Origin of the sequence: Microbacterium sp. NPDC090003 (genome assembly GCF_044748385.1) — a bacterium.
Taxonomy (GTDB): domain Bacteria; phylum Actinomycetota; class Actinomycetes; order Actinomycetales; family Microbacteriaceae; genus Microbacterium.
Genome location: NZ_JBIVFW010000001.1, coordinates 1,271,927 through 1,295,922, shown reverse-complemented (window position 1 = coordinate 1,295,922; position 23,996 = coordinate 1,271,927). Strand labels below are relative to the sequence as shown.

24 protein-coding genes and 3 tRNA genes are annotated in these 23,996 nt (G+C 67.3%); 16 read left to right on the top strand and 11 right to left on the bottom strand.

Going from position 1 to position 23,996, the window contains the following annotated elements; all coding sequences use genetic code 11:
- The first annotated feature begins 75 nt into the window (after positions 1–75).
- Entirely contained in the window at positions 76–3,951 is a 3,876-nt protein-coding gene (gene rpoC, locus ACIPVN_RS06295; RefSeq protein ID WP_400440913.1) for a DNA-directed RNA polymerase subunit beta', read from the top strand.
- A 157-nt stretch (positions 3,952–4,108) separates the two neighbouring features.
- On the opposite strand, the gene ACIPVN_RS06290 is transcribed toward rpoC, so the two are convergent.
- Entirely contained in the window at positions 4,109–4,705 is a 597-nt protein-coding gene (locus tag ACIPVN_RS06290) for a hypothetical protein (RefSeq protein WP_400440910.1), read from the bottom strand.
- A 75-nt stretch (positions 4,706–4,780) separates the two neighbouring features.
- Here ACIPVN_RS06290 and ACIPVN_RS06285 point away from each other — a divergent pair, with 75 nt between their 5' ends.
- Together ACIPVN_RS06285 and ACIPVN_RS06280 are read left to right on the top strand one after the other, a co-directional pair.
- On the top strand, positions 4,781–5,707 hold the full coding sequence (locus ACIPVN_RS06285) for a carbohydrate kinase family protein (protein WP_400440907.1): 927 nt from the start codon (positions 4,781–4,783) through the stop codon (positions 5,705–5,707).
- An 86-nt stretch (positions 5,708–5,793) separates the two neighbouring features.
- Positions 5,794–5,878 (top strand) — tRNA-Tyr (locus tag ACIPVN_RS06280).
- Between the two features lie 115 nt (positions 5,879–5,993).
- On the opposite strand, the gene ACIPVN_RS06275 is transcribed toward ACIPVN_RS06280, so the two are convergent.
- Positions 5,994–6,485: a hypothetical protein gene (locus tag ACIPVN_RS06275; protein WP_400440904.1), complete on the bottom strand. Its 492-nt coding sequence runs from the start codon at positions 6,483–6,485 to the stop codon at positions 5,994–5,996.
- Between the two features lie 209 nt (positions 6,486–6,694).
- Between ACIPVN_RS06275 and ACIPVN_RS06270 the strand changes: the two genes are divergently transcribed.
- Together ACIPVN_RS06270 and ACIPVN_RS06265 are read left to right on the top strand one after the other, a co-directional pair.
- Entirely contained in the window at positions 6,695–6,925 is a 231-nt protein-coding gene (locus tag ACIPVN_RS06270) for a hypothetical protein (protein ID WP_400440901.1), read from the top strand.
- Between the two features lie 32 nt (positions 6,926–6,957).
- A complete protein-coding gene (locus ACIPVN_RS06265; RefSeq protein WP_400440898.1) occupies positions 6,958–9,345 on the top strand; it encodes a hypothetical protein in 2,388 nt (795 codons plus the stop codon).
- Here ACIPVN_RS06265 and ACIPVN_RS06260 read toward each other — a convergent pair.
- Positions 9,342–9,680 (bottom strand): hypothetical protein, encoded by a 339-nt coding sequence (locus ACIPVN_RS06260; RefSeq protein ID WP_400440895.1) that lies wholly within the window; start codon positions 9,678–9,680, stop codon positions 9,342–9,344. The two genes, ACIPVN_RS06265 and ACIPVN_RS06260, sit on opposite strands and share 4 nt — an antisense overlap.
- 3 nt (positions 9,681–9,683) lie before the next feature.
- On the opposite strand from ACIPVN_RS06260, the gene ACIPVN_RS06255 reads away from it, so the two are divergent.
- Positions 9,684–10,019, top strand: a complete 336-nt coding sequence (locus ACIPVN_RS06255; RefSeq protein ID WP_400440893.1) for a LysR substrate-binding domain-containing protein — start codon at positions 9,684–9,686, stop codon at positions 10,017–10,019.
- Between the two features lie 61 nt (positions 10,020–10,080).
- Here the strand turns inward: ACIPVN_RS06255 and ACIPVN_RS06250 are convergent, their stop codons facing one another.
- Together ACIPVN_RS06250 and ACIPVN_RS06245 are read right to left on the bottom strand one after the other, a co-directional pair.
- Entirely contained in the window at positions 10,081–10,671 is a 591-nt protein-coding gene (locus tag ACIPVN_RS06250) for a hypothetical protein (RefSeq protein ID WP_400440890.1), read from the bottom strand.
- 40 nt (positions 10,672–10,711) lie between these two features.
- On the bottom strand, positions 10,712–11,470 hold the full coding sequence (locus ACIPVN_RS06245; RefSeq protein ID WP_400440887.1) for an SDR family NAD(P)-dependent oxidoreductase: 759 nt from the start codon (positions 11,468–11,470) through the stop codon (positions 10,712–10,714).
- Between the two features lie 49 nt (positions 11,471–11,519).
- Here ACIPVN_RS06245 and ACIPVN_RS06240 point away from each other — a divergent pair, with 49 nt between their 5' ends.
- From ACIPVN_RS06240 to ACIPVN_RS06205, 8 genes are all read left to right on the top strand, one after another.
- Positions 11,520–12,011, top strand: coding sequence for an FBP domain-containing protein (locus ACIPVN_RS06240; protein WP_400440884.1), 492 nt, complete (start codon positions 11,520–11,522; stop codon positions 12,009–12,011).
- A gap of 45 nt (positions 12,012–12,056) precedes the next feature.
- Positions 12,057–12,854, top strand: a complete 798-nt coding sequence (locus ACIPVN_RS06235) for an enoyl-CoA hydratase/isomerase family protein (protein WP_400440881.1) — start codon at positions 12,057–12,059, stop codon at positions 12,852–12,854.
- 119 nt (positions 12,855–12,973) lie between these two features.
- Positions 12,974–13,957 carry a hypothetical protein gene (locus tag ACIPVN_RS06230; protein WP_400440878.1) on the top strand — a complete coding sequence of 328 codons (984 nt, stop codon included), beginning with the start codon at positions 12,974–12,976 and terminating at the stop codon, positions 13,955–13,957.
- A complete protein-coding gene (locus ACIPVN_RS06225) occupies positions 13,954–14,757 on the top strand; it encodes an inositol monophosphatase family protein (protein ID WP_400440875.1) in 804 nt (267 codons plus the stop codon). The genes ACIPVN_RS06230 and ACIPVN_RS06225 overlap by 4 nt, the downstream gene beginning before the upstream one ends.
- 279 nt (positions 14,758–15,036) lie before the next feature.
- Entirely contained in the window at positions 15,037–16,074 is a 1,038-nt protein-coding gene (locus ACIPVN_RS06220; RefSeq protein WP_400440872.1) for a M23 family metallopeptidase, read from the top strand.
- A 68-nt stretch (positions 16,075–16,142) separates the two neighbouring features.
- A tRNA-Thr gene (locus ACIPVN_RS06215) sits at positions 16,143–16,214 on the top strand.
- Between the two features lie 36 nt (positions 16,215–16,250).
- Positions 16,251–16,324, top strand: a tRNA-Met gene (locus ACIPVN_RS06210).
- A gap of 140 nt (positions 16,325–16,464) precedes the next feature.
- Positions 16,465–17,346 (top strand): hypothetical protein, encoded by an 882-nt coding sequence (locus tag ACIPVN_RS06205; RefSeq protein ID WP_400440869.1) that lies wholly within the window; start codon positions 16,465–16,467, stop codon positions 17,344–17,346.
- 172 nt (positions 17,347–17,518) lie between these two features.
- On the opposite strand, the gene ACIPVN_RS06200 is transcribed toward ACIPVN_RS06205, so the two are convergent.
- The 6 genes from ACIPVN_RS06200 to ACIPVN_RS06175 all read right to left on the bottom strand — a co-directional run bounded on the left by ACIPVN_RS06200 (position 17,519) and on the right by ACIPVN_RS06175 (position 21,824).
- Positions 17,519–18,613 (bottom strand): aromatic acid exporter family protein, encoded by a 1,095-nt coding sequence (locus ACIPVN_RS06200; protein ID WP_400440866.1) that lies wholly within the window; start codon positions 18,611–18,613, stop codon positions 17,519–17,521.
- Positions 18,613–18,819, bottom strand: coding sequence for a CDGSH iron-sulfur domain-containing protein (locus tag ACIPVN_RS06195; protein WP_400440863.1), 207 nt, complete (start codon positions 18,817–18,819; stop codon positions 18,613–18,615). Before ACIPVN_RS06195 ends, ACIPVN_RS06200 begins: the two co-directional genes overlap by 1 nt.
- Entirely contained in the window at positions 18,816–19,853 is a 1,038-nt protein-coding gene (locus ACIPVN_RS06190; RefSeq protein ID WP_400440860.1) for an iron-containing redox enzyme family protein, read from the bottom strand. The genes ACIPVN_RS06195 and ACIPVN_RS06190 overlap by 4 nt, the downstream gene beginning before the upstream one ends.
- Positions 19,854–19,906: 53 nt before the next feature.
- Positions 19,907–20,344 carry an SRPBCC family protein gene (locus ACIPVN_RS06185; protein ID WP_400440857.1) on the bottom strand — a complete coding sequence of 146 codons (438 nt, stop codon included), beginning with the start codon at positions 20,342–20,344 and terminating at the stop codon, positions 19,907–19,909.
- A 61-nt stretch (positions 20,345–20,405) separates the two neighbouring features.
- Positions 20,406–20,876 carry a heme-degrading domain-containing protein gene (locus ACIPVN_RS06180; protein WP_400440854.1) on the bottom strand — a complete coding sequence of 157 codons (471 nt, stop codon included), beginning with the start codon at positions 20,874–20,876 and terminating at the stop codon, positions 20,406–20,408.
- 93 nt (positions 20,877–20,969) lie between these two features.
- Positions 20,970–21,824, bottom strand: coding sequence for an SDR family oxidoreductase (locus tag ACIPVN_RS06175; RefSeq protein WP_400440851.1), 855 nt, complete (start codon positions 21,822–21,824; stop codon positions 20,970–20,972).
- A 93-nt stretch (positions 21,825–21,917) separates the two neighbouring features.
- On the opposite strand from ACIPVN_RS06175, the gene ACIPVN_RS06170 reads away from it, so the two are divergent.
- Together ACIPVN_RS06170 and ACIPVN_RS06165 are read left to right on the top strand one after the other, a co-directional pair.
- Positions 21,918–22,283, top strand: coding sequence for a winged helix-turn-helix transcriptional regulator (locus tag ACIPVN_RS06170; protein WP_400440848.1), 366 nt, complete (start codon positions 21,918–21,920; stop codon positions 22,281–22,283).
- 98 nt (positions 22,284–22,381) lie between these two features.
- The gene (locus ACIPVN_RS06165) at positions 22,382–23,923 is read left to right on the top strand and encodes an APC family permease (protein WP_400440845.1); all 1,542 of its coding nucleotides are present in this window, start codon (positions 22,382–22,384) and stop codon (positions 23,921–23,923) included.
- Positions 23,924–23,996 lie beyond the last annotated feature (73 nt).

The window sequence follows — 23,996 nt, the reverse complement described above, 5'->3', positions numbered from 1 at the left end:
GGCTCAGGAACCCTGGGTGCCTGAGCCTGTCGAAGCCCAGACTTCTCAAAAAGAATTTCCGACACAGGAGAACTAGTGCTCGAGTCCACAACTTTCGATGAGCTTCGCATCGGCCTGGCGACCGCAGACCACATCCGCGCGTGGTCCTACGGCGAGGTCAAGAAGCCCGAAACCATCAACTACCGCACCCTGAAGCCCGAGAAGGACGGCCTCTTCGGAGAGCAGATCTTCGGACCGTCCCGCGACTGGGAGTGCGCCTGCGGAAAGTACAAGCGCGTCCGCTTCAAGGGAATCGTCTGCGAGCGCTGCGGCGTGGAGGTCACCAAGAGCTCCGTCCGTCGTGAGCGCATGGGTCACATCGAGCTCGCCGCTCCCGTCACCCACATCTGGTACTTCAAGGGTGTTCCCTCGCGTCTGGGCTACCTGCTCGACATGGCGCCGAAGGACCTCGAGAAGGTCATCTACTTCGCCGCGTACATGGTCATCTCGGTCGACGAGGAAGCTCGCCACCGCGACCTGGGCACGCAGGAGAACAACGTCCGTCTCGAGCTGAAGACGCTCGGCGACCGCCGCGACTCCAAGATCGCCGAGCGCCTCGCTCGTCTCGAGGAGGAGCTCGCCGCTCTCGAGGCCGAGGGTGCCAAGGCCGACGCCAAGAAGAAGGTCAAGGACGCCGCCGAGAAGGAGATGTCGCTCATCCGCAAGGGTGCCGACGAGGCGATCGCCAAGCTCGAGCGCGTGTGGGAGGACTTCCGCACGCTCGAGGTCGGCGCACTGCGTCCCGAGGACGACGTCTTCCACGAGCTGCAGGACCGCTTCGGTCAGTACTTCGAGGCCTACATGGGTGCCGAGTCGATCCAGCGTCGTCTCGCCGCCTTCGACCTCCAGGCCGAGGCAGAGAACCTGCACCTGCAGATCGCCGAGGGCAAGGGCCAGCGCAAGATCCGTGCGATCAAGCGTCTCAAGGTCGTCAACTCGTTCCTCGAGACCGGTATGAGCCCGGCCGCGATGGTCCTCGACGTCGTCCCGGTCATCCCGCCGGAGCTCCGCCCGATGGTGCAGCTCGACGGTGGTCGCTTCGCGACCTCCGACCTGAACGACCTGTACCGCCGCGTGATCAACCGCAACAACCGTCTTCGTCGTCTGATCGACCTCGGTGCGCCCGAGATCATCGTCAACAACGAGAAGCGCATGCTGCAGGAGGCCGTCGACGCCCTGTTCGACAACGGTCGCCGTGGTCGTCCCGTCACCGGTACGGGCAACCGCGCCCTGAAGTCCCTCAGCGACATGCTGAAGGGCAAGCAGGGTCGTTTCCGTCAGAACCTGCTCGGAAAGCGCGTCGACTACTCGGGCCGTTCGGTCATCATCGTCGGACCGCAGCTCCAGCTCCACCAGTGCGGTCTGCCCAAGCAGATGGCGCTCGAGCTGTTCAAGCCGTTCGTCATCAAGCGTCTGATCGACCTCGGCCACTCGCAGAACATCAAGGCCGCGAAGCGCGCCGTCGAGCGCACCCGTCCCGAGGTCTGGGACGTGCTCGAGGAGATCATCCGCGAGCGTCCCGTGCTGCTGAACCGTGCGCCCACCCTGCACCGTCTCGGCATCCAGGCGTTCGAGCCGCAGCTCGTCGAGGGCAAGGCCATCCAGCTGCACCCGCTCGTCTGCGCGGCGTTCAACGCCGACTTCGACGGTGACCAGATGGCTGTGCACCTGCCGCTGTCGGTCGAGGCTCAGGCCGAGGCCCGCGTGCTGATGCTCGCCTCGAACAACATCCTGAAGCCGTCGGACGGCCGTCCGGTGACCCTGCCCTCGCAGGACATGATCATCGGTCTGCACCACCTGACCACGGTCAAGGAGGGCGCAGCCGGTGAGGGTCGTGCGTTCGGCTCGGTCGGCGAGGCGATCCTGGCGAAGGACGAGGGCTCCCTCGACCTGCAGGCCAAGATCCGTATCCGCATCCCGGGTCTGACGTTCCTTGAGGGCGAAGCCCCCGAGGGCTACGAGCGCCACGGTCTCGTCGACGCGTCGCTCGGTCAGGCGATCTTCAACGACACGCTGCCGAAGGGCTACCCCTTCGTGCGTGAGCAGGCCGACAAGGGCAAGCTGTCGCAGATCGTCAACAAGCTGGCCGAGGAGTACCCGAAGGTCGAGACGGCCGCGTCGCTGGACCGCATCAAGGATGCCGGTTTCTACTGGGCCACGCGCTCCGGTGTGACCGTCGCCCTGAGCGACATCCTGACGCCGCCGAACAAGGCCGAGATCGTCGCCGGTTACGAGAAGCAGGCCGCGAAGGTCCAGTCCCAGTACGAGAAGGGCCTCACGACCGACGCCGAGCGTCGTCAGGAGCTCATCAAGATCTGGACCGAGGCGACCGACGAGGTGCAGGCCGCGATGAAGGCGCACTTCCCGGAGGACAACACCATCAACCGCATGGTGTCCTCGGGCGCTCGTGGTAACTGGCTGCAGATCCGCAACATCGCGGGTATGCGTGGTCTGGTGAACAACCCCAAGGGTGAGATCATCCCGCGTCCGATCATCTCCTCGTACCGCGAGGGTCTGTCGGTGGCGGAGTACTTCATCGCGACGCACGGTACCCGTAAGGGTCTGGCCGACACCGCTCTGCGTACCGCCGACTCGGGTTACCTGACCCGTCGTCTGGTGGACGTCTCGCAGGACGTCATCATCCGCGAAGAGGACTGCGGCACGTCGAAGGGCCTCGAGCTCCCGATCGCCGCGCCGAACTCGCAGGGTGAGCTCGTGCGCGACGCGAACGTCGAGAACTCGGTGTTCGCCCGCACGCTCGCCTCGGGTGTCGTCGACAGCAAGGGCGAGGTCCTCGCCGACGCCGGTGACGACGTGGGTGACGTGCTCATCGACAAGCTGGTCGCGGCGGGTGTCGAGACCATCAAGGTGCGCTCGGTCCTGACCTGCGACTCCGCCGTCGGTGTCTGCGCTCAGTGCTACGGCCGTTCGCTCGCGACGGGTAAGACCGTCGACATCGGCGAGGCCGTCGGCATCATCGCGGCCCAGTCGATCGGTGAGCCCGGTACCCAGCTGACGATGCGTACCTTCCACACCGGTGGTTCCGCGTCGGCAGACGACATCACGCAGGGTCTTCCCCGTGTGCAGGAGCTGTTCGAGGCTCGTACCCCCAAGGGTGCGTCGCCGATCGCCGAGGCCGATGGCCGCATCACGATCGACGAGACGGACAAGGCCAAGAAGGTCATCCTGACGCCCGACAACGGCGACGAGCCGGTCATCTACCCGGTTCTGCGTCGTGCGACGCTCCTGGTCGAGGACGGACAGCACGTCACGGTCGGTCAGCCGATCCTGGTGGGCACGCTCGACCCCAAGGAGGTCATGCGTGTCATGGGTGCCCGCGAGGTGCAGCGTTACCTCGTCAACGGCGTCCAGGGCGTGTACCGCTCGCAGGGTGTGCCGATCCACGACAAGCACATCGAGGTCATCGTCCGCCAGATGCTCCGCAAGGTCACCGTCGTCGATCACGCCGACACGACCCTGCTGCCGGGTGAGATGGTCGACCTCAAGCGCTACCAGGCGATCAACCGCGAGGCCGTGGCCGAGGGCAAGCGCCCCGCGTCGGGCCGTTCGGAGCTGATGGGTATCACGAAGGCGTCGCTCGCGACGGAGTCGTGGCTGTCGGCCGCCTCCTTCCAGGAGACGACCCGCGTGCTCACCGAGGCTGCGATGCAGGGCAAGCGCGACCCGCTGGTCGGTCTCAAGGAGAACGTCATCATCGGAAAGCTCATCCCCGCCGGAACCGGTCTCTCGAAGTACCGCGACGTCACGGTCGAGGCCACGGAAGAGGCCAAGAGCGAGCGCTACCCGAACCGGATCTTCGCATCCGACGGTGCGTACGCCGACGGTGACTTCGGTTACGTCGACTTCGACGCGTTCTCGACGGACGACATCACGCCCGGCACGTACAACTGATTGAGGCGAGGCCGGCGAGCTTGCTCGTCCGGCCGAGCCGATTGAGGTTGTGGAGCGACGAAGTCGCGACCCAACTGAGCGTGAGTGAGTGAACGAAGGCCCCGGGGTTCTCCCCGGGGCCTTCGTCGTACCCTGCCCGCATCCGAGCGGGGGTGCCTCAGTCGAAGATGCTCGCGATGATGCTGGCCGTGTAGCCGGTGGGCGCGAGGTTGGAGTACTGGGTGTCGATGAGGATGCCGTCGCGCCAGAACAGGGTGCGCCCGTCGGTCACCGGGTACTGCTCGTTCTGCCAGGTCTTCTCGCAACGCGTTCCGCCGTCGGGAGTGAAGCAGCTGAATCCCTCCGAATCGGCGAGCTCGTTGAGCAGATCGAGCGCGGGTCCGCGGTTCATCCGCTCGATCGTGGTGACGAGGCCGGTGGTGTCGGCGCCGGGGTCGCGCCAGATGCAGGTGAGGGTTCCGTCGGCGCCGACGCCGGACGGCCCGAATGCGGCGTCGTTCAGCGGCGTCTCGCCGAGCTGCGACAGCACGTCCTCCGAGAGGATCGCGCGGCAGTCGGTCGGCAGCGCTACGGCGGCGGCGGTGGGCGTCGGTGACGCGGTGGGAGAGGCGGATGCCGACTCCGTGGACGATCCCGAGGGCGATGGCGCTGGCAAGGCCGAGGAACCGCCGTCGCCGTCGGACGCGGCGCCGCAGCCCGAGAGACCGGCGATGAGCAGGAGGGCCGCGACGGCGGCAACGGAGCGTGCCTTCATAGCCACACCGTACTCCTCGGTCATCGCGAGCCGTGAGAGCGGACGATGACGGCGGGGCGCGGTAATGTCGGGCGGGTGAGCACAGAGACTTCTTCCCGATCGGCGGTCGTCATCGGCGATGCCCTGATCGACGAGATCCGCGATGAGGCGGGCACCCGCGAACTGGTGGGCGGCGCCGCGTTGAACGTGGCCGTGGGCCTGCGCCGGTTGGGGGTGCCGACGACGTTGATCGCGATGGTGGGCGACGATGCGGCCGGCGCGCACATCCGCGAGTACCTCGACGACCACGGCGTGACACTGATCGCCGGGCCGGCCCCGCACGGCTCCTCGCGGGCGATCGTGCAGCGTTCGGCGGGCGGTGAGCCGCAGTACGTCTTCAATGAGGCGGCCCAGCGGCGCAGCATCCGCTACTCGGATGCCGCACGGGTGGCGATCGCCGATGCGGATCTGGTGGCGATCAGCTGTTTCCCGTTCGATGTTCCGGCCGAGGTCGATGCGCTGGCGGATGCCGTCGGCGACGCGCGGCTGGCGATCGACCCCAACCCGCGTTCGGGCATGCTCAGCGACCGCGAGGAGTTCGTGCGCGGCTTCGAGCGTCTCGCCGCGGCGACCGAGATCGTCAAGATCGGCGCCGATGACGCGACGCTCCTGTACGACGGAGACCTCGACGCGCTGCGCGCGCGTCTCCGCGGCCTCGGCGTGCGAGCCGTGCTGGCGACGGCGGGCTCGGAGGGGGCCGTGATCGAGACGGATGCCGCGACGATCTCCGCGCCGATCGCGACGCTGCCGGGGCCGATCGTCGACACCGTGGGAGCGGGCGATGCGACCCTCGCCGCCGTCACTGCGGGGCTGGCCGGGGCCCGCCCCGAGACCGTCGAGGAGTGGCAGGCGCTGCTGCATCGCGCGATGGAGATCGCGGCGGCCACGTGCCGCGCCGAGGGCGGTCTGCTGCGCACTCCCGAGTCGCTCGCGGAGTCGGCACGCGGTGTCCAGGGCAGCTGACAGCTCGATTTCATCCACCGGCGTTCGGCGGGTACTATAAATACTCGTGCCCCCGGTTGGCTGTTCAAGTTGGACGGGTGCGCTCTGGCGAGTTACCCAAGCGGCCAAAGGGATCTGACTGTAAATCAGACTGCACTGCATTCGGGGGTTCGAATCCCTCACTCGCCACCAGGGGGTGTTCTCGGATCTAGAGCTCAGATGTTCTCGGATCTAAAACGCCACAGAAGAAGGGCCGCCGGATATCCGGCGGCCCTTCTTCGTTCTCGGACTACGGGTGACGCCACACCTACGTCGGGTGAATCGTCGCCTTCGCCGCGACCAACACTCCTTCCTCTGGCATCGGCGTCCACACTCCGTCCTTCTCGCTCCCGTACATGTCGGCGATGAAGTCGAGGCGCAGCGCGATGCGCGGGTGCTGGCTGAGGTCCCGCTCGTTCCCGCCCTCTGCGATGAGTTCCGCGGCCTGGGCGCGGAACAAGGCGACGAGCTTCTCGACGATGTCGTCTGCCAGCTCCTCCGTCGCCCGCGTCATCTCGACGACGGTGGCGGAACCGTCCGGAACCCAGTCGAACGTCTCCTCCTGGTCCACGGTCCAGCGCCCGCCGACGTAGTCGCTGTTCACCGCACGAGGCTGGGTCTCGGTGCTCCACGCGTGCATTGCTTCTCGGAGCCGCGGCTCGATGAGGTGGAACAGTGCATACCACTCGTCGACGAGCGCGCCGTGGCCCTGGTCGAGGGAGCGGCTCAGCTTCCAGTCCTCGATGCGGTGTGCGTTCATCGCGGCGAGGATGACCCGTCGTTGCGAAGGCGTTCTCGCCGAGTCCCGGGTCGAGGTGCCGGGCCGTGTCGCGAAAGCTTGCCCTGAACGGTGAGTCCTTGTTCATGTCGCCGGCGTACGCGGTTCCCTCTAGCCATGATCTGGCGTCCGCGGTATGCCCCGGGCGAACACGGGCTCAGCCGCGGGTCGGTGACTCTACTGTCGTGTTCATGAAGAACACGGAAACACGAACAGAAGTTCAGACAGTGATGTCGCGAGAGTATTCGGCTGAGGTCGAGCGGGTGAAGATCGCGGGAGGCTGGAAGACGGTTTTCGTCGACAACGTCCGCGACCTCAGCACTGGGGCCCTTGTGCCCGACGGGGAGGACCGCGATTTCATTGTGGAGTTCTTCACGACCATGCCCTACCCGCCGGGGAAGGGCCCTGCATCGGCGGCGTAAGCGTCTCGCGCCGAGTGCGCTTAGAGTCAGGTGTGACGATCTCTGAGACGACGTTCCGTGGCGCGACGCTTTCGCTGCGGCCCCCGAGAGTGGCCATCGTTTTCCCGGACGATGAGCACTGGCGCGACTGGGTTATGCGCGCACTGGAGATTTCCTCCGAGTACTGGGGCGGCGGTGGATTCATCCTCGTGCCGCACGACATGACGACCGGTGAACCGTCGGCGCACTTCGCGGAGATCGTGCGGGCGTACGACCCTGACCACGTGGTCTCGCTGAAGATCCCGGTCCCCGAGTTCGAGTCGTGGTACCCCGGAGCCATCTCGACTCCCGACGTGACATCGGAGGAGGAAAGGGCGGCCCTCATACGGATGGTGAGTGACGAGATCACGGCCACGCCGAGTTCTCACGCGCGTGACGTGGTCGCTTCCTGGTGTTCGCCGCTGCGCAGTGCTCTCGTTCGACGCGGCCAGAATGCTCGAGCGCATGAGGCGCACAAGTCTCTCCGTGCGGTCAATCGTCGCGACCGCTTCAGCCGTGGTCTTCCCGTCGCGCCACCCGTCGGCATCGAGGTGTTGGCCGCGTCCGCTGGGTGGCGGAGCGATCTGGGGCTGATGGTTGCAGCGCGTGCTGGGGTCGTCAACGACGGAGACGCCCACCCGCGAGATGAACCGGGCGCCGATGTCCTCGAATGGGTGATCCAGCGTGAGGGTGACGCTCCCGCATCTCTCATTCATACCGCTGAACCCGCTCCGGCAGCCGCAGGTGAGGTGCCGACCAGGTTCGATACGCACCCCGGTCTGCTGCACGTGTCTCAGGGCGTGTCGCAGGACATGGCAGCGGTCGTTGTCGGGGACACCGGTGCCGATTTCGCGCTCGCTGTCGCATACGACAGGCTTCTGGGGCGGGGGTTCTGGGTGACAACCGCGATGCTCGACGCCCCAGATGATCTGCGGCACCTTCGCTCGTGCCTGTGGTGGGTCACCTCGCAGCTCGAGCAGCAAGCGGCACACCTCACGGTTTCGTCCATCTCCCTTCCGGATGAACGTGTGGCGGAGATCGCCGCCCGCCTTCAAGAACCCAATTACGAGTTCGAGAGACTCGGACGTCACCGCGAGGCCGTGGACGAGTCCGACACCGTGCAGATCCGTGCGCCGCATGTCGAGCGTTCGTACACGCAGCTCGTCGTCGAGGAACATCTGAGTACTTCTGTCCTCCTCCCGATGGACGCGACAAGCGATGGCGCTCTCGAAGCGGTGAACGGGATCGACTGCCCCGTTCCCTCATCACTCATGTACCCGGTGAGCTCTGGCAAGGTGCCCTACTGGTATGTGGACGTGACGTTCGCACGAGACGTCGCCCCGCGTGGTCGGGACCTTCCCGCGGCAAGCCTGCTCGCCTACGACGAGGGCGCGTTCCCAGAAGTGGCGATCCGCGCGAGCAAGACGGGGGTGAGCTTCAACCCCGCCTCGATGGGGCTCGTCATGGGTAACTCGTTGCTCTCCGGACGTCTGGGGCGTCCACGGCTGAGGAGTCTGTCGATGAGGGCGTGGGTGGAGGGCATGGTGCGCCCCGCCGGGCTCGGCGTGAGGCTGTCGCAACCAGGCCGGCTGGCCGAGCTGGTCACGCGTCGTCTCGGTTCGCGGAATCAGCTCATGGAGGTGGTCACGGCGGCGACGCTGCCGATGCTGCGTGCCTTCATCCCGCATGAGAAAACACCTAAAGTCCACGAGGCTGGCGTCGTCGTCGCAGACTTGGACCCGTACCTGTCGTTCGAGAAGATGAGCGCGCTCGTGGGGTCAGATGACGCGGTTGTCGAGCTCATCGATACGCTCGCCGTAGCCCGACTTCTTCGGCGTGGACTCGTTCTGCAGTGCAACGACTGTCGGCGTACGTCCTTTGTCGACGCGGACCGACTCGGGCAGGACTATGAGTGCCCGAAATGCGCGGCGACCAACTCGCTGGTATCGGCCCGGTGGCGGGAAGGCATCGAGCCTGCGTGGTACTACGACCTCTACACCCCGTTCCGTGACCTGCTGAAAGCTCATGGAGACATCCCCGTGTTGGCCGGGGCGGAGCTTCGCCGGCAGAGCCGCGTGTATGGAGATGTTCCAGAGCTGGAGTTCTTCGACTTGGAGACCACACGCGCGGTGGCCGAGATTGACCTGATTGCGCACGTCGATGGTGAAGTGGTGCTCGTGGAGGCGAAGAGCAGCGGCCAGTTCGCGAAGCGGTCGCGAGGCCGCCAGACAGAGAAGATTCTTCGGATCGCGCACGCTCTGCGCGCCGACCGCGTTGTCCTCGCCACATCAGAGACTCAATGGAACGCCGCCGACCTGGCGCACCTGGAACAAGAGGCAGCGAAGCTCACGCCGTTTCCAGCATCAGCGGCGGCGATGATTGGCCTCGGGGCGCACCTCTAGAGATCGTCGTCCGGGTCCCCGACGGGTGGAGTCGCATACAGGGTCTCATCGACACTCAGCCCCATGCGCTTGGCGCGTGCCTTGTCGAGGGCGATGTCGACATGGCGGTCGGCGGTCCGTTCAATCCGGCGCGCTGAGGCAAGCCGCTCCTCAACCAATGCGATCTGCTGTTCAAGTTGGGGGGACGGGCCTTCACGCGTCACACGATCTACAAGATGGTCCCGGTCTCGTCGCAGGTTTCGGATGGATTCACTGACGTTCGCGAGCAGCGTCGTCGCCTCTGCAAGGTCGAAGTCTCCGTGGGCGGTGATCCCAGGCTCGGGCTCTTCATTCATACGGTGGGACTCCCACAGCGGCCGCAAGCGGGAGGCGTTCCGCGACGTCCACTTCACGCGCAGGCTCTGCCGATCCGCCGTTTCCTTCGCCAGGTCTTCTCGGTCGCGGCCCAGGTCGTCCGCGCCGGGGCGGCGATCGCGGTCATGCCCCGGGTGACGGCCGCGTCGCTCGCCACCGACGGCATGGTGCTGCGTCCCGTCGCCGGGGCGACGCTCGCCCGCCACGTCGATGTGCTCGCGCGCCCCGATGCCGTGGCGCACGCCTCGGTCCGCCGCGTGCTGCGCGTGATCCAGGATGTCGCCGAGCGCGGCGTGACGCCGATCGCGGCGACCCAATAGCCCGCTGACGCTGCACGGACCTCAGCGCAGGCAAAACGGCCCGCTCAGGCCCGGAGTCGCCTCACCTTTGCGGCGGAAGGACGAAGGAAGTCTTGTACGCATAGACCTCGCCGTGGAGGTCACCGACGCTCGTGATCGTGTAGGGACTGAGATTCAGCGCGTCACCCACGTAGAGACCGGCAAGGTAGGCCTGGTTGGTCGGATCCACGGAATGGACACTCCCACGCCGCACGGCGTTGAGAGCCTGTAGGGAGTAGAAGCCGATGCAGAGGCGCTTGAGAATCGCATCCACGTGATCTCCGGAAGCAACTTCGTAGGAGGCGGGGGTGCCGTCGGAGGCGTACTCCACCGTCCCGCTCGCACCCTCGCGGGGGCCGTAGTCGTGGACGTTGGAGTACAACTCCACATTCAGCGGCTCACCGGTCGCGATCATGCCGTCACCGCCCGAGGGGATGCACTCCGCCGGGATGGACTCCGGCGTCGGCACCGGAACCGGAGGTGTCGTCGGTTCTGGTGTTGAGTCCACAGCCACTTCAGTCGCGGCGGGTGATTCGATCGCATTCGACTGCGGAGCGGTGCATCCGACGAGAACTGCGACGGACAGGACAGATCCGAGCGTCGCTCGTGTCACCCGGGTGAATCGTCGCGCCATTCCTGAATTGTGGCCCACGAGGCGGCTTCTCGCACAGCACTCACCGCAAGTACGACGCCCCGTTCAGATCGAGTACCGCCCCCGACGCCCACTGCGCCTCGGGCGATGTGAGATAGACGACCGCGGCAGCGACCTCCTCGGGCGCGCCGACGCGGCCGAACGGGCTCTGGGCGCGCACGGAATCACCCTCGACGCCGTCGAGCTTCGACTGCTGCCGTTCGGTCCCGACGAAGCCGGGGGAGACCGTCGCGACCGCGATGCCGTGGGGCGCGAGCGACACCGCCAACGACTGACCGAGCGCGTGCAGCCCCGCCTTCGCGGCGCCGTAGGCGGGGAAGTCGGGCTCGCCACGCACGGCACCCCGCGATCCGACGTTCACGATCGACCCACTCGCGCCCGCGCGGATGAGTGCGTTCGCCACGAGGTAGGAGACGTTGGCAGCCGCGAGCAGGTCGACGTCGAGCATCCGCGTCCAGATCTGCTGCCAGGTCGCGTAGTCCACGGCATCCACCCGATGGAAGGTCGCCGGGCTCGGCGCGATCGCCGCGTTGTTCACGAGCACATCGATGCTCCCCAGCGCGGCCGTGGCCTCGTCGACGACGGTCGCGGCGACGGCCGGGTCGGAGAGATCGCCGCCCACCAGGTGATGCCCGTCGCCGTGCAAGCAGGCGAGCGTCTCCTCCGCGGCGGCGCGATCACTTCCGTAGTGCACGGCGATGCGATCGCCGCGCGTGCTCAGTGCGATCGCGGTGGCCCGGCCGATGCCGCGGGAAGCTCCGGTGACGAGTGCGTGTGCCATCCCGCCACTCTACGAGCCGTGCCGCTGCGCGACTTCCTAGACTGGGACGATGCGAGCGCTCACCGAATCAGACGTCCGGGCATCGTTCGTCAATGCGGATGCCGACGAACTCCGGGTCATGGAGATGCCGCACGACTTCGTGCTGGTCGACTGGGACTACCTCGACTTCTTCGCCTGGCGTGATCCGGGCGCCGGGCGCCGCGGGTACATTCTCGTCCCGCAGGGTGACGAGATCGTCGGCATCGTGCTCCGTGCCTCCGATCCGGGGCGCGGCCGATCGGGGATCTGCAACATCTGCCGCACCATGCAACCCGGCAATCAGGTCACGCTGTTCTCGGCGCGACGGGCGGGGGAGGCCGGTCAGCGTGGCGATTCGTTCGGCACGTACATCTGCGCCGACCTCTCGTGCCACGAGAACGTGCGTCTCGCGCACCCGCTGGCACCGAACGAGGTGCTCGCCGACGGACAGGTCGACTTCCGGATCGACGGCACGCGCCACCGGATGGAAGCCTTCGTCTCGCGGGTATGGGCGCACGTCTGATCGCGATTACGCTGGACGCAACGTCCTGTGCTCGAAGGAGAAGCCATGAGCGATGCCATCCTGTTCTCGGTCGATGAGGGGATGGCTCGGCTCACGCTGAACCGCCCGGCTCGGCTCAACGCCTTCAACGCCGATCTCGCCCACGCGTGGCGCGATGCCGCAGGCGAGGCGACCTCGCGCTCCGATGTGAAGGCGATCCTGATCGACGCGGCGGGGCCTGCGTTCTGCGCCGGCGGCGACGTGATCGACATGGCGACGACCATGGGCTCGGGCGATGAGATCACGGCCCTCGCAGAGGTCATCAACACCGGCATCCGCTCGTTGACGGAATCGTCGGTGCCGGTCGTCGCGGCCGCGCACGGCACGACCGCGGGAGGAGGGCTCGGGATCCTGCTCAGCAGTGATTACGCGGTGATCGGCTCGCGATCGCGGCTCGGAAGCCTGTACGCGAACATCGGCCTGACGCCCGATCTGTCGGTCTCGGCACAGCTCGCCCGTGCGGTCGGACAGCGGCGTGCGCTGCAGCTGGTGCTGCAGGATCGCCTGCTCACGGCCGACGAGGCGGTGGAGTGGGGCCTCGCGGCCGAGACGGTGACGGGCGAGGACCAGGCGGCCGAGGCCGCTCTGGTACGTGCTCGTGGCGAGGAGATCGCCCGTTTCTGGCTCGCCGGGGCCGCGGATGCTTACGGGCAGGCGAAGCACCTGGTGCGCGCGCAGCCGGAGCGCAGTTTCGCGGAGCAGCTGACCGCGGAGGCGCTCTCGATCGGCGCAGCGATGCAGACGCCCGACGCGCAGGCGCGGATCGCCGCGTTCGCCGCGGCTTCCGCGAAGAAGGCCGGCTGACTCGGACTGCACGGACATCGGTTTTCGGATGCTTATGCAGATCCGGGGCGTCGGGGCAGTGCCGGGTCCCACCTGCATGGCAGGATGAGGGGCAACGCCGCTAGAGGGGGAGGGTCGTCATGTCCCAGCCGGAGACCGTGACCGAAGAGAAGAAGAACATGTCGCTCCTGATCAGGGGAGCGATCTGGATCGCCATCGGGGCACTGATCGCCGCAGCGCTCGTCTGCGTCGTGTGGGTGCTGATCGGAGATCAGGACGGACTGATCGGCCGGGCATTCCTCACGATCCTGCTGTTCGCCGGGTTCGCCGGTATCGCGATCCTCGAGGCGGGGCTCGCGCCCAAGCGCCCCGACTGGTTGGCGCTCACCAGCATGGTGACCTGGATCGTCGCGCTGATCGTCGGCGCCTTCAAGATCTGGCTCCCCGAAGACGACTACTACTTTAACGGTGCGGCGCGGTTCTTCCAGCTCCTCCTCGTGGTCGGCATCCTGCAGCTCGCGCTGCTGCACGTGCGTCTCTTCACTCCGGCCGCGCAGCGTCACCCCACCACGTTCAACCGGGTGATCTACATCATCACGGTCGTCTTCCTCGGTGGTCTCGTGGCGATGCTCGTGTTCTACCTCACCTTCCCCGACACGTTCGAGTACGTCGAGCTGTACTGGCGCATCGTCGTCGCGCTCACGATCCTCGCCGCCGTCGGAACGACGCTCGTGCCCCTGCTCAACGCGCTCTTCGCTCCGAAGAAGCCCGCGCAGCAGACGCCTCCGGCCAGCGCGTTCCTCTCGTGGCCGACGTTCGCCGACGGTGTGACGCCGCTGCCCGCCCTTCCCGACGGCAGCCCCGACTGGAACGCGTACTACACAGGACAGCCCACGGCCTACGTGCCGCAGGCCGCGTTCCCGGTGGCTCCCGAGCCCCAGGCGCCCGCGGTTCCCGGAGTGCCGCCGGTGCCGACGGCGCCCGTCGAGCCCGGATTCGCATACCCGAGCGCGCCTCCGCAGCCCGCTCCTCCGCAGCCCGCGCCCCCGCAGCAGGCTCCCTCGGCTCCCTCCACGCAGGAAGCCTTCCCGCCGCCGCCTCCCGCCCCGCGTCCTCCGCAGTGAGTGGGGAGATCGAGGTCGAGCTCGCCGCGCTCGCACAGGAGATCGCACGCGAGGCCGGCGAACTCGCGCAGCGTCGACGGCGTGAGGGCGTCACCCTCGCGGCGACCAAGTCCACACTCGCCGACATCGTCACCGAGGCCGACCGCGAGGTCGAGGCCCTGATCCGCGCCCGACTCGACGCAGCGCGGCCGGGGGACGGGTTCCTCGGCGAGGAATCCGAGGCTGCGCAGGGCGAGAGCGGCATCACGTGGGTCGTCGACCCCATCGACGGCACCGTGAACTACGCCGCAGGAATCCCCGCCTACAACGTCAGCATCGCCGCTGTTCGCGGAACGGCCGACCCGGCGACCTGGGAACATCTCGCCGGAGTGGTGTTCGCGCCGGCCCTGGGCGAGCTGTTCTCCGCAGAGCGGGGGCGCGGCGCCTGGCTCGGCGACGAACGCCTGGCCGTCACCGACGAGACGCCGGCGGGTGCCCTGCTGGCAACCGGATTCGGATACGACCCGGCCACGCACGACGGTGACATCGAAACGGTACGGCGCGTCATGCCGATCGCCCGCGACCTGCGGCGGATGGGAGCGGCAGCGCTCGACCTCGCCTACGTCGCCGCCGGACGCCTCGACGGATACTTCGAACGTGGCCTCAAGCCCTGGGATTTCGCGGCCGGGGCCCTGCTCGTGCGGGAAGCCGGAGGCGAGGTCTCGCGATTCGACGTCGACTCCTCACGGCCCCTGATCATCGCCGGCGGGAGCGCGGTCCACGCGCGCCTGATCGAACGGATCGGCGCGAAAGATGAATGATTCATGGCTTTCCCAGCCGAGGCGATGTAGTGTTTATGCGATCGTTATTTCCGCCGCCCGAAAGCGGAAGATGAGTAAGCGCCCCCGAGCTTGACGTACGACCCCGAGAGAATCGTTTTGCCCTTCGAGAATCCCCAGGCTGACTCTGCGCCCACGCGCCGCTCCAGCCGACTCCGCACACAGGCCCACGAGGCCCCCGCGGTGGGAGAGACGGCGACAGCCTCTGCATCCCCCGCGGCCCCCGAGTCCTCCGCGCCCCTGTCCCGCCGTGCCGCTCGCATGCTGGCGGCCGAGGCCATCGCCTCCGGCGAGTCCGTCGAGAAGATCGCCGCGCCCGAAGACGTCGTCTCCGAGCTCGGCGAATCGACGCCGAAGCCGGCCAAGGTCCCCCTCGTCGTGAGTGACGAGCCGATCATCATCGACGGCCCCGCCATCCCCGCGCCGACCGAGAACCTCATCGACGCGTTCGAGCAGGCCTCGCAGGCGTTCAAGGGATCGTCCTTCCACCGCGCGACCGCCTCGGTGCCCGTCGAGAAGTCCTCGATCGAAGAGATCGTGCACCTCGCCCCGCGCCGCTCCGGCCGCATCCGCAAGGTCGTGACCGTCGGAGCCTCCCTCGGTGTCATGAGCCTCGCCGGGCTCCTCGCGGTGTCGATGACCCTCCCCGCCGAGGCCCTCGCGGCCGTGCAGGGCACCTCGACCGCCTCCACGTCACTCGTCGCCCCCGCCGCTGCCGACGAGAAGTCCGCGGCATCCGATGAGATCCAGGCCTTCGTCACGTCGTCCGACGTGCAGAACGAAGCCCTCGACCGCGGTGACGACTTCAGCACGATCTCGCTCGTCGAGGTCGCCGCCGAGCAGGGCATCAACTACTCCAACGAGATCTTCACCAACGACCCCGAGGCAGCCATCCAGTGGCCGTTCCTCGTCGGCGTCGGTATGAGCTACGGCTACGGCATGCGCAGCGGCCGCCTGCACGAGGGCATCGACTTCGTGCCCGGCAACGGCGCCCCCGTCCAGGCCATCGCCGACGGCACCGTGCGCCTCGCCACCGAGCAGGGCGGCGCGTACGGCGTGACCGTGTACATCGACCACGTCATCGACGGCGAGGTCATCACGAGCCACTACGCGCACATGCAGTACGGCTCGCTGCAGGTCAAGACGGGCGACAAGGTCACCGTCGGAACGGTCGTCGGCAAGACCGGCAACACCGGTCGCTCCTACGGCGCGCACATGCACTTCGAGCTCATCGTCAACGGATCGACCATCGACCCGCTGCCGTGGTTGCGCGAGAACGCCGGTCGCTACGAGTATTGACCGGCTCGATTTCATGAGGACGCCACAGTGATGGTATTCTCGTGTGGTTGCCCCGCGAGGGGCAGCACGCCCCGATAGCTCAGTGGCAGAGCACTTCCATGGTAAGGAAGGGGTCGTCAGTTCAATCCTGACTCGGGGCTCGCAGCATTCGTCTCTGCAGAACGCGGATGCGTCGCGGCAGGGTAGCTCAGCTGGTCAGAGCGCACGACTCATAATCGTGAGGTCGCGGGTTCAAGCCCCGCTCCTGCTACAGATCAAGACCCCCGGGAAATCGGGGGTTTTGTCGTATGCGTTCACCTTCGAGCATTGCGCCGAATCAGGCTTGTGCCGGTTTTGTGCCGGTTGCGGCGTTCAGGGCTCGATGTCGGTGGTCGCCCGCAGACTCGTCTTGTGACTGACGGATACTACGGGAGCCGCGCGATTCCGATCGAGGATCCTAGTGAACTTGCCGCGGTGCAGCACATCCGGGATAGGTTGGCGCTGGTGCCGCAGATTGCTGAACGGTGGAATCGAATCGCACGCGGGAACGCAGGTCCGCGAAGCGAGCTGGCCTTCGACGACGCTGTTACGCATTGGACCCGGGTCAGTTCGCACGTCGTCCACAATCTGCACCATGCAGTCGACTGCCTGCGGGCGCTCAGCGTTCTGATTCCGCCCGAGGGAGAGCTCACTATCCCCTATGTCGCGCACTTCCCGGTGGCGCGCTCAGGACTTGAGGCCGCCTCGACCGCGCTTTGGATCTTGCATCCGGATGATCCCCGACAGAGGATCGAACGCCATCTGCGAAACCTCTGGCGCGAGGTCAGCGAGGAGGCCTCGTTCGCGGGGGCTTCGGAGCGCCTGGCTCCCGAAGAGTTGTTGCATCTCGTGGATCGGCAGCGCAAGGGGCAGAAGGCGTGGAAGCGGAAGTACGTGGACCAGATTCGGGCAGTGGCGGCGCGAACAGGCGTGGCCGATCCCACGTTGGGACGGTATGCCATCGGCTTCGCCGAGATTACTCGTGAGGCCACGGTCGCGACCGGCCTGCCCGGCGGGTACGGGGAGATGGTCTGGCGGATGATTAGCGGCCTGAGTCATCCATCGATGCTTCGCACCGTTCGCTTCATGGCACGAACGGAACTCGCCGATCGTGAGGACGGGATGCTCAACATGCAGATCACCAACGACATGCAGACCCTTCAGTACACGGTGGATGCTCTTGTCCTCCAGCTCACGACGGCGCTGGACGTTCTAGCGCGGCGCAAGCTGAAGATCGGGATTCCGCTCGGGTGATCACGATTACCGCGACCAACCATGCCGACTTCCCCGGAATCGCGCGGCGAAAGGCGACCAACGAGCACCCACTACCCAACCGCATCCAACTCATAATCGTGAGGTCGCGGGTTCAAGCCCCGCTCCTGCTACAGGAATTCACCCCGGTCCTCGGACCGGGGTTTTCTGTTTCCTATCGCACCTCGGCCGACGGTGAATCGGCGGGGGGCCGGCTGAGAATCAGGATCCGCCGCAGATGCATCGCCGCGAGCACACCGGGGCCGATCGACTGACGCAACTCGATCGTGCGATCATCGACCGTCTCGAGGAGAAGACGCACGGTGCGCGTCGCCTCTCCTCGAATGCGATGAGCTTCGGGCGTCGAGGCATCCTGCAGGGCGATCACCTCGGCGACCGCATGGCAGGCGGCGGTCAACGGCGCGGGAAGCGCGGGATCGAGGTCGATCGCTCCCGGTCGGCCCCAGATGGTGTCGGCGATCGTGTCGGAGACATCGCGGATGTGCTGCGCGATCCGCTCCAGCGCCTCCAGCTGCGCGTGGGCCTCATCCGTCGCCGCGCGCTGCCCCCACGCCCGGGGGTTGCCGCGTCGGCTCTCGTCGGCCTCGACGAGTGCCAGGCGCAACTCGCTCGCGGTATCCGAGAGCGAGGCGGCGTCCTCTGCCCAGTGCTCCTTCTCGGGCGGCCACGAATCCGAGACGGCGTCTCCGACGTCGTGCAGATGCGCCGCCAACTTCTCACGGAACCGCTCGAGGTCCGCGGTCGCCTCGGCCGTGAGCGGTGCCGGCGCGATGATGAGATTCACGACGAGCCCCACCACCACGCCCACCGACATCTGCGTGAGGTAGCCCAGCGAGTAGTCATCGGCGTTCTGCCCGCCGATGATCAGCACGAAGAGGGCGGCCATCGGCACGTACTCCCGGCCCGCGCCGAACCACCCCGTGCCCGAGAGGAGGACCCCGAGGCCGACGACGATCGGGATCGACCACCACGTCGGTCCCACGGTCAGCACGATGATCGACGCCAGCCCGATGCCCGCTGCGAGACCGAGGATGGTCTGGAGGCCGGACTTCACCGACCCCATCAGCGTCGGGTACATGCTCACCAGCGCGCCGAGAGGCGCGTAGTACGGGTACTCGTCGGTGACACCCGGCATGTACCGGGCGATGAACCACGCGATGCCGACGGCCAGGGCGGTCTTCGCGACGAGGAGCAGTCGAGCGGGCCGCGTCGCTGCACGCAACGCGGAGCGCAGGGGCGGGCGACGCATCAATCCTCGGTGCGGAAGCCCGCGGGTTTATGCGTGCCGTCGCAGAAGGGCTTGATGGCCGACAGTCCGCAGCGGCAGAGGGCGATCGTGCGCCGGTGGCGCTCGATCGGCGCACCCTCGGCGTCGACCAGGCCGATGTCTCCCCGCACCAGGAGCGGCCCGTCGGGGTACGCGGTGATCGTCGGATGCTCGGGCCGGGCGCTCATGCGTCGACCCGCTCTCGGAGCGACGACTCTCCCTGTGCCCACGCATCGAGCATGTGGGCTCCCACCCAGCCGTCGACCGCGAGGCAGGCGGCGGCCCCGAACATGATGTCGGGCAGCAGGTCCGGTCGGTCCTCGGCGAGTCCGCCCGCGAGATCGCGTGCCGCGATCTGCTCGTGCACGGCATCCGCCTCGACGTGCTCGTCGAAGTAGTCCGTGACGTCCTTGCCATAGCCGAGACGACGCAGGCCGTCGGCATAGAGCTTGTTCGGGATCGACGACGTCATCTCGAACGCCGCTAGATGACCGACGATCGCACCGACCAGTCGACGGTTCAGTCCGAACATCGACATCATGTTGTGCGACGCGAGGGTGATCGCCGGCACATCGTCGACGTAGGCGCCGTAGGTGTCGTCGAGATCGGCGCCGCGCATGGCGGCGGCGAAGATCTCCGCGTGCACACGGTCGGGTCGCCCGCCGCCGTACTCGTCGGACTGGATCTCGACGAGGGCCGCCTTCGCCCGGCCGGTGAGCCGCGGGATCGCCCACGAGTGGGGATCGGCTTCTCGGAGCGTGTATACGGAACGCTGCAGGAAGAACTCGCGTGCCTGTTCAGGGGTCGCCTTGCGGGCGAGGTAGCGCGAGAGGCTGGGTCCGTCGTCGTCGGCGGCGAGCGTGAACAGCGCCCGCCCGACGGCATCGACGGTGGGGGCGGGGATCTCCGGAACCGGAACGATCTCGCGCAGACGCTGCTCGAACGCCGTCTCCAGCACGCCGCGAACCGCGATCAGCTCCGGATCCCACTCCAGACGAGGATCCAGTCCGGGGAGCGAACCGTACGCGGAGGCGTAGAGCAGGAAGAGCGCCAACTGCACGTCGTCGTCGTGCAGGAGATCGGATGCCGCGGCCACCGCGGCCTGCGCACTCCGCACGGTCACGGCATCCGCTTCGCCGGTGAGGCGCTTCCGCACCGCATCGCCGAGCGGTCCGCGCGGGGAGGGGAGCGTAGCGGGGGACGTCAGGAGGGGGGAGGTCATGTGCTTCTCCGATCAGTGAGGCGGATGCAGTGTGTCGGGCTGCCGGTTGCCGGTCAGCGCGCGCGTCCTTCAGCGAGGTACGCCAGCCGGTGCAGGGTCTCCGCATTGCGGAAGCGGAGGAGCGGCGTGGTGATCAGGCTCGGAAGAAGTGTCGCGGGCCCTTTCACCGGCTCCTCGTCGATGCGCACCATGGCGCCACCGTCCCACGCGCGCACCCTCAGGGTCACCCGAGCCTCTCCGATCGGCCAGCCCTTCGCGCGGAGGACCATGCGGTTCGGGGGCGACCACTCCTCGACCACGGTCGTGTCGTCGAGGAGAGCGGGCCAGACGCCGACCGAGTGATGCAATTCCGATCCCTGGGCGGGCCAGTTCTCATCGACCTCGCGCATCCGCGAGGCGCCGACGACCCAGGCCGGGTACAGCCATCCGTCCTCGAGCACGTCGAAGACATCGGCCGGGGTGCATCGGAGGGTGCGTACGTTCTTCGCCATGCGAACACCATCGCGCGTCGCGCGCCCCGGGCACAGGGGGTTGACGCGGCGCGCGTTCGTCTCAGCGCGAGAGGTGCGCGCGCAGTGCCTCCACGACCAGCGCGTGATCGGCGTGCATCTCGAGGCCGCTCACACCGATCGCGCCGGCGAGCGTGCCGCCGATCCGGATCGGGAACCCGCCGCCCGCCGCCGCATACAGCGCGGGGTCGAGGCGGGACGAGCGTACGAAGTCCTCGCCGCGGGAGAGGAAGTCGTAGTGCACGCCCAGAGAAGAACGACCGAAGTGCTCGACGACACGGAACTTCCGCTCCAGCCACGCGTCGTTGAGGGCGCTCGTGCCCGGCGCCGCCATGTGGAAGGCGCGTTGGCCGCCCAGGACGACGGACACGACGATCGGCAACGCGTCGGCGACGGCACGTGCGCGCAGCCAGGCGCCCACGTCCCAGGCATCCGTCGCGGTGAAGCGGCCGAAGTCCAACTCCCGCTCCTCGGCGGTGATCGCGTCGAGGGCGGCCTGTGCATCGATGCTCATATTCGTGAGACTAGTGGTCGCCCGCGTGCGGGCGCGGAAAAGCCCGGAATCCACAGGGGAGACCGGGCTCTTCCGATGCAGACGCCGGGGAGGTCACGCCAGCGGGCGGAGGCCCTCCACGAGCGGTGTGGTCGGGCGGCCGATCAGGCGTGCGAGCGTGCCGTCGGTGTCGGCCAACGCGCCGTCGCGGATGCCGGCGTCGAGCGCCGTGACGAAGCCCACGGTGCCCGCGTCGAGTCCTGCCGACTCCAGCGCGGCGGCGTGCTCCTCGGTGGTCAGGGCGCGGTACTCGACGGGGCTGCCGATGACCTCGGCGATCGCGGCGGCGAGCTCGTCATAGGTCCACGCGACGTCGCCGCCGAGCTCGTACGCCTGACCGAGGTGACCGTCTTCGAGCAGCACCACCGCCGCGGCTTCCGCGAAGTCCTTGCGGCTCGCCGAGGCCACGCGGCCATCACCGACGCTGGCCGCCACGACGCCGCTCTCTCGGGCCTGCGCGATGTCACCGGCGTAGTTCTCGGTGTACCAGTTGTTCCGCAGGATCACGGCGGGGATGCCGGACGCGGAGATGAGCTCTTCGGTCGCCTTGTGTTCGGGGGCGAGCACGAGGTCGCTCGTCGGGGCCTTCGGCGCGCTCGTGTAGACGAGCTTGCCGACTCCGGCCGCCTTCGCCGCGTCGATGACGGCCTGGTGCTGCGCGGTACGGCGGCCGACCTCGGAGCCCGAGATCAGGAGAACCGAGTCGACGCCCTCGAGGGCTGCCGCGATCGTGTCGGCCCGGTCGTAGTCGACGACCGCGGTGCGCACGCCCCGCGCGGCGATGTCGGACGCCTTGGCGAGGTCGCGCACGCCCGCGACGATCGAAGACGGTTCGGCGCCGCGCTCGAGGAGGCTGTCGATGACGAGGCGGCCGAGCTGTCCGGTGGCACCGGTGACGAGAATGGTCATGAGGGTCCTTTCGTGGAGTGACACCTGCGACAACCCAGGGCTGAGTCAAAACCTTCCTACCTGCGGGTACCCACCTTTAAGTAAGGTACCTACATGGCGGTGAGTTATGCGCAGATCCGGGAGAGCACTCCGCTCGTCTTCGAGCAGGGGTGCAGCACCCGCGTGATCCTCGACCATGTGATGAGCAAGTGGGGCGTCCTCGTGCTCTCCTCGCTCTCTGACGGGACATTGCGCTGGGGAGAGCTGCGCCGCGAGGTCGACGGCATCAGCGAGAAGATGCTCGCCTCCACGCTGCGCACCCTCGCCGACGACGGCCTCGTGCACCGCGAGTCGTTCCCGACGGTTCCCCCGCACGTCGAATACAGCCTGACCCCGCGCGGGCGCGACCTCATGGAGCGGATGCTGCCGCTGATGGCCTGGATCGCCGACCATGCCGACGGGATGCTCGGAAGAAACTGAACTGCGGATTTCGTCGCGTGTGCACCCATTCGCAGATGGAATCAGTCGTTCGGAGAAAGTCATTGACGCGATAACCGCAATGGCCCTACTGTCTGACCATGGCAGCAACGACGCCCATCCACCTTGAACGGCCCGACGGCAAGGGGTTGGCGGCAGGCACACTCGGGCTCTGGGGATCGACGGTCATCGGTCTCGCCTCCACGGCGCCCGTGTACTCGCTCGTCGCGACCCTCGGTTTCGTGGTGCTCGCGGTCGGCGCGCAGGCGCCCATCGCCTTCATCATCGCGTTCGTGCCGATGCTCCTCATCGCCTTCGCCTACCGTGAGCTCAACAACGCCGTGCCCGACTGCGGCACGACGTTCACCTGGGGCACCAAGGCGTTCGGCCCGTGGGTGGGCTGGATGGGGGGCTGGGGCGTTGCCGTCGCGGGCATGGTCGTGCTCGCGAACCTCGCGCAGATCGCCTCGGTCTACTTCTGGTCGTTGATCGGGCAGGACCTCGCGAACAACGATTGGCGCGTGGTCGTGGTGGCCGTCGTCTTCATCGCGGCGATGACGTGGGTGAGCTGGCGCGGTGTCGAGATCGGCGAGCGTATCCAGAACATCCTCCTCGGCGTCCAGTACCTCGCCCTCGGAATCTTCATCGTCACCGCTCTGTGGCAGTTCTTCGCCGGAACGGCGCCGAACCCGACGCCCTTCGACATGGAATGGCTGAACCCGTTCGCCTTCACCGACTGGTCGGGCTTCACCGAGGCCATCCTGCTCGCCCTCTTCATCTACTGGGGCTGGGATACCTGCCTCGCGCTGAACGAGGAGACCAAGGACCCGAAGCGCATCCCGGGCCGCGCTGCGCTGCTCACCACCGTCATCCTGCTCTTCACCTACGTCGCGGTCACGATCGCGGCCATGATGTACGCGGGCCTCGGCGAGACGGGTACGGGCCTCGGCAACGAGGCCAACGCCGACGACTTCTTCCTCGCGATCAAGGACGGCCTGCTCGGGCCGTTCGGGTGGGTGCTCGTGGTCTCGGTGATCATCTCGGCGATCTCGTCGACGCAGACCACGATCCTCCCGACCGCGCGCGGCACCCTCGCGATGGGCGTCTACCGTGCGCTCCCCGCGAAGTTCAAAGACGTGCACCCGACCTACAAGACGCCGTCGTTCTCGACGATCGTCATGGGCGTCGTCGCCTCGGTCTACTACATCGGCATGACGCTCATCAGCGACAACATCCTGCAGGACTCGATCCTGTCGCTCGGCCTCGCGATCGCGTTCTACTACGCGATCACCGGCTTCGCCTGCGTCTGGTACTTCCGCCGCGACATCTTCCGCTCTCCCCGAGAGTTCTTCTTCAAGGGGCTCTTCCCGCTGCTGGGCGGACTGATGCTCACGGGAGCGTTCGTGCAGTCGGCGATCGACATGTGGGACGTCGACTACGGCTACACCGTGCTGTTCGGCATCGGCGGCACCTTCGTGATCGGCATCGGATCGCTCGCCTTCGGTCTCGTGCTGATGTTCGTCTGGTACCTGTTCCCCCGGTCGAAGCGGTTCTTCCGCGGAGAGAGCCTGAATCGCGACACCCAGGTGATGGTGCCCGATGAGCCGGCGACGACCATCCGCTCGATCGACGGCGGCATCTGACCTTTCCCGGATCGCGACGGCCCCGGCATCGGCGGATGCTCCGGGGCCGTCGTCATCGGTGTCCTAGGCTTGT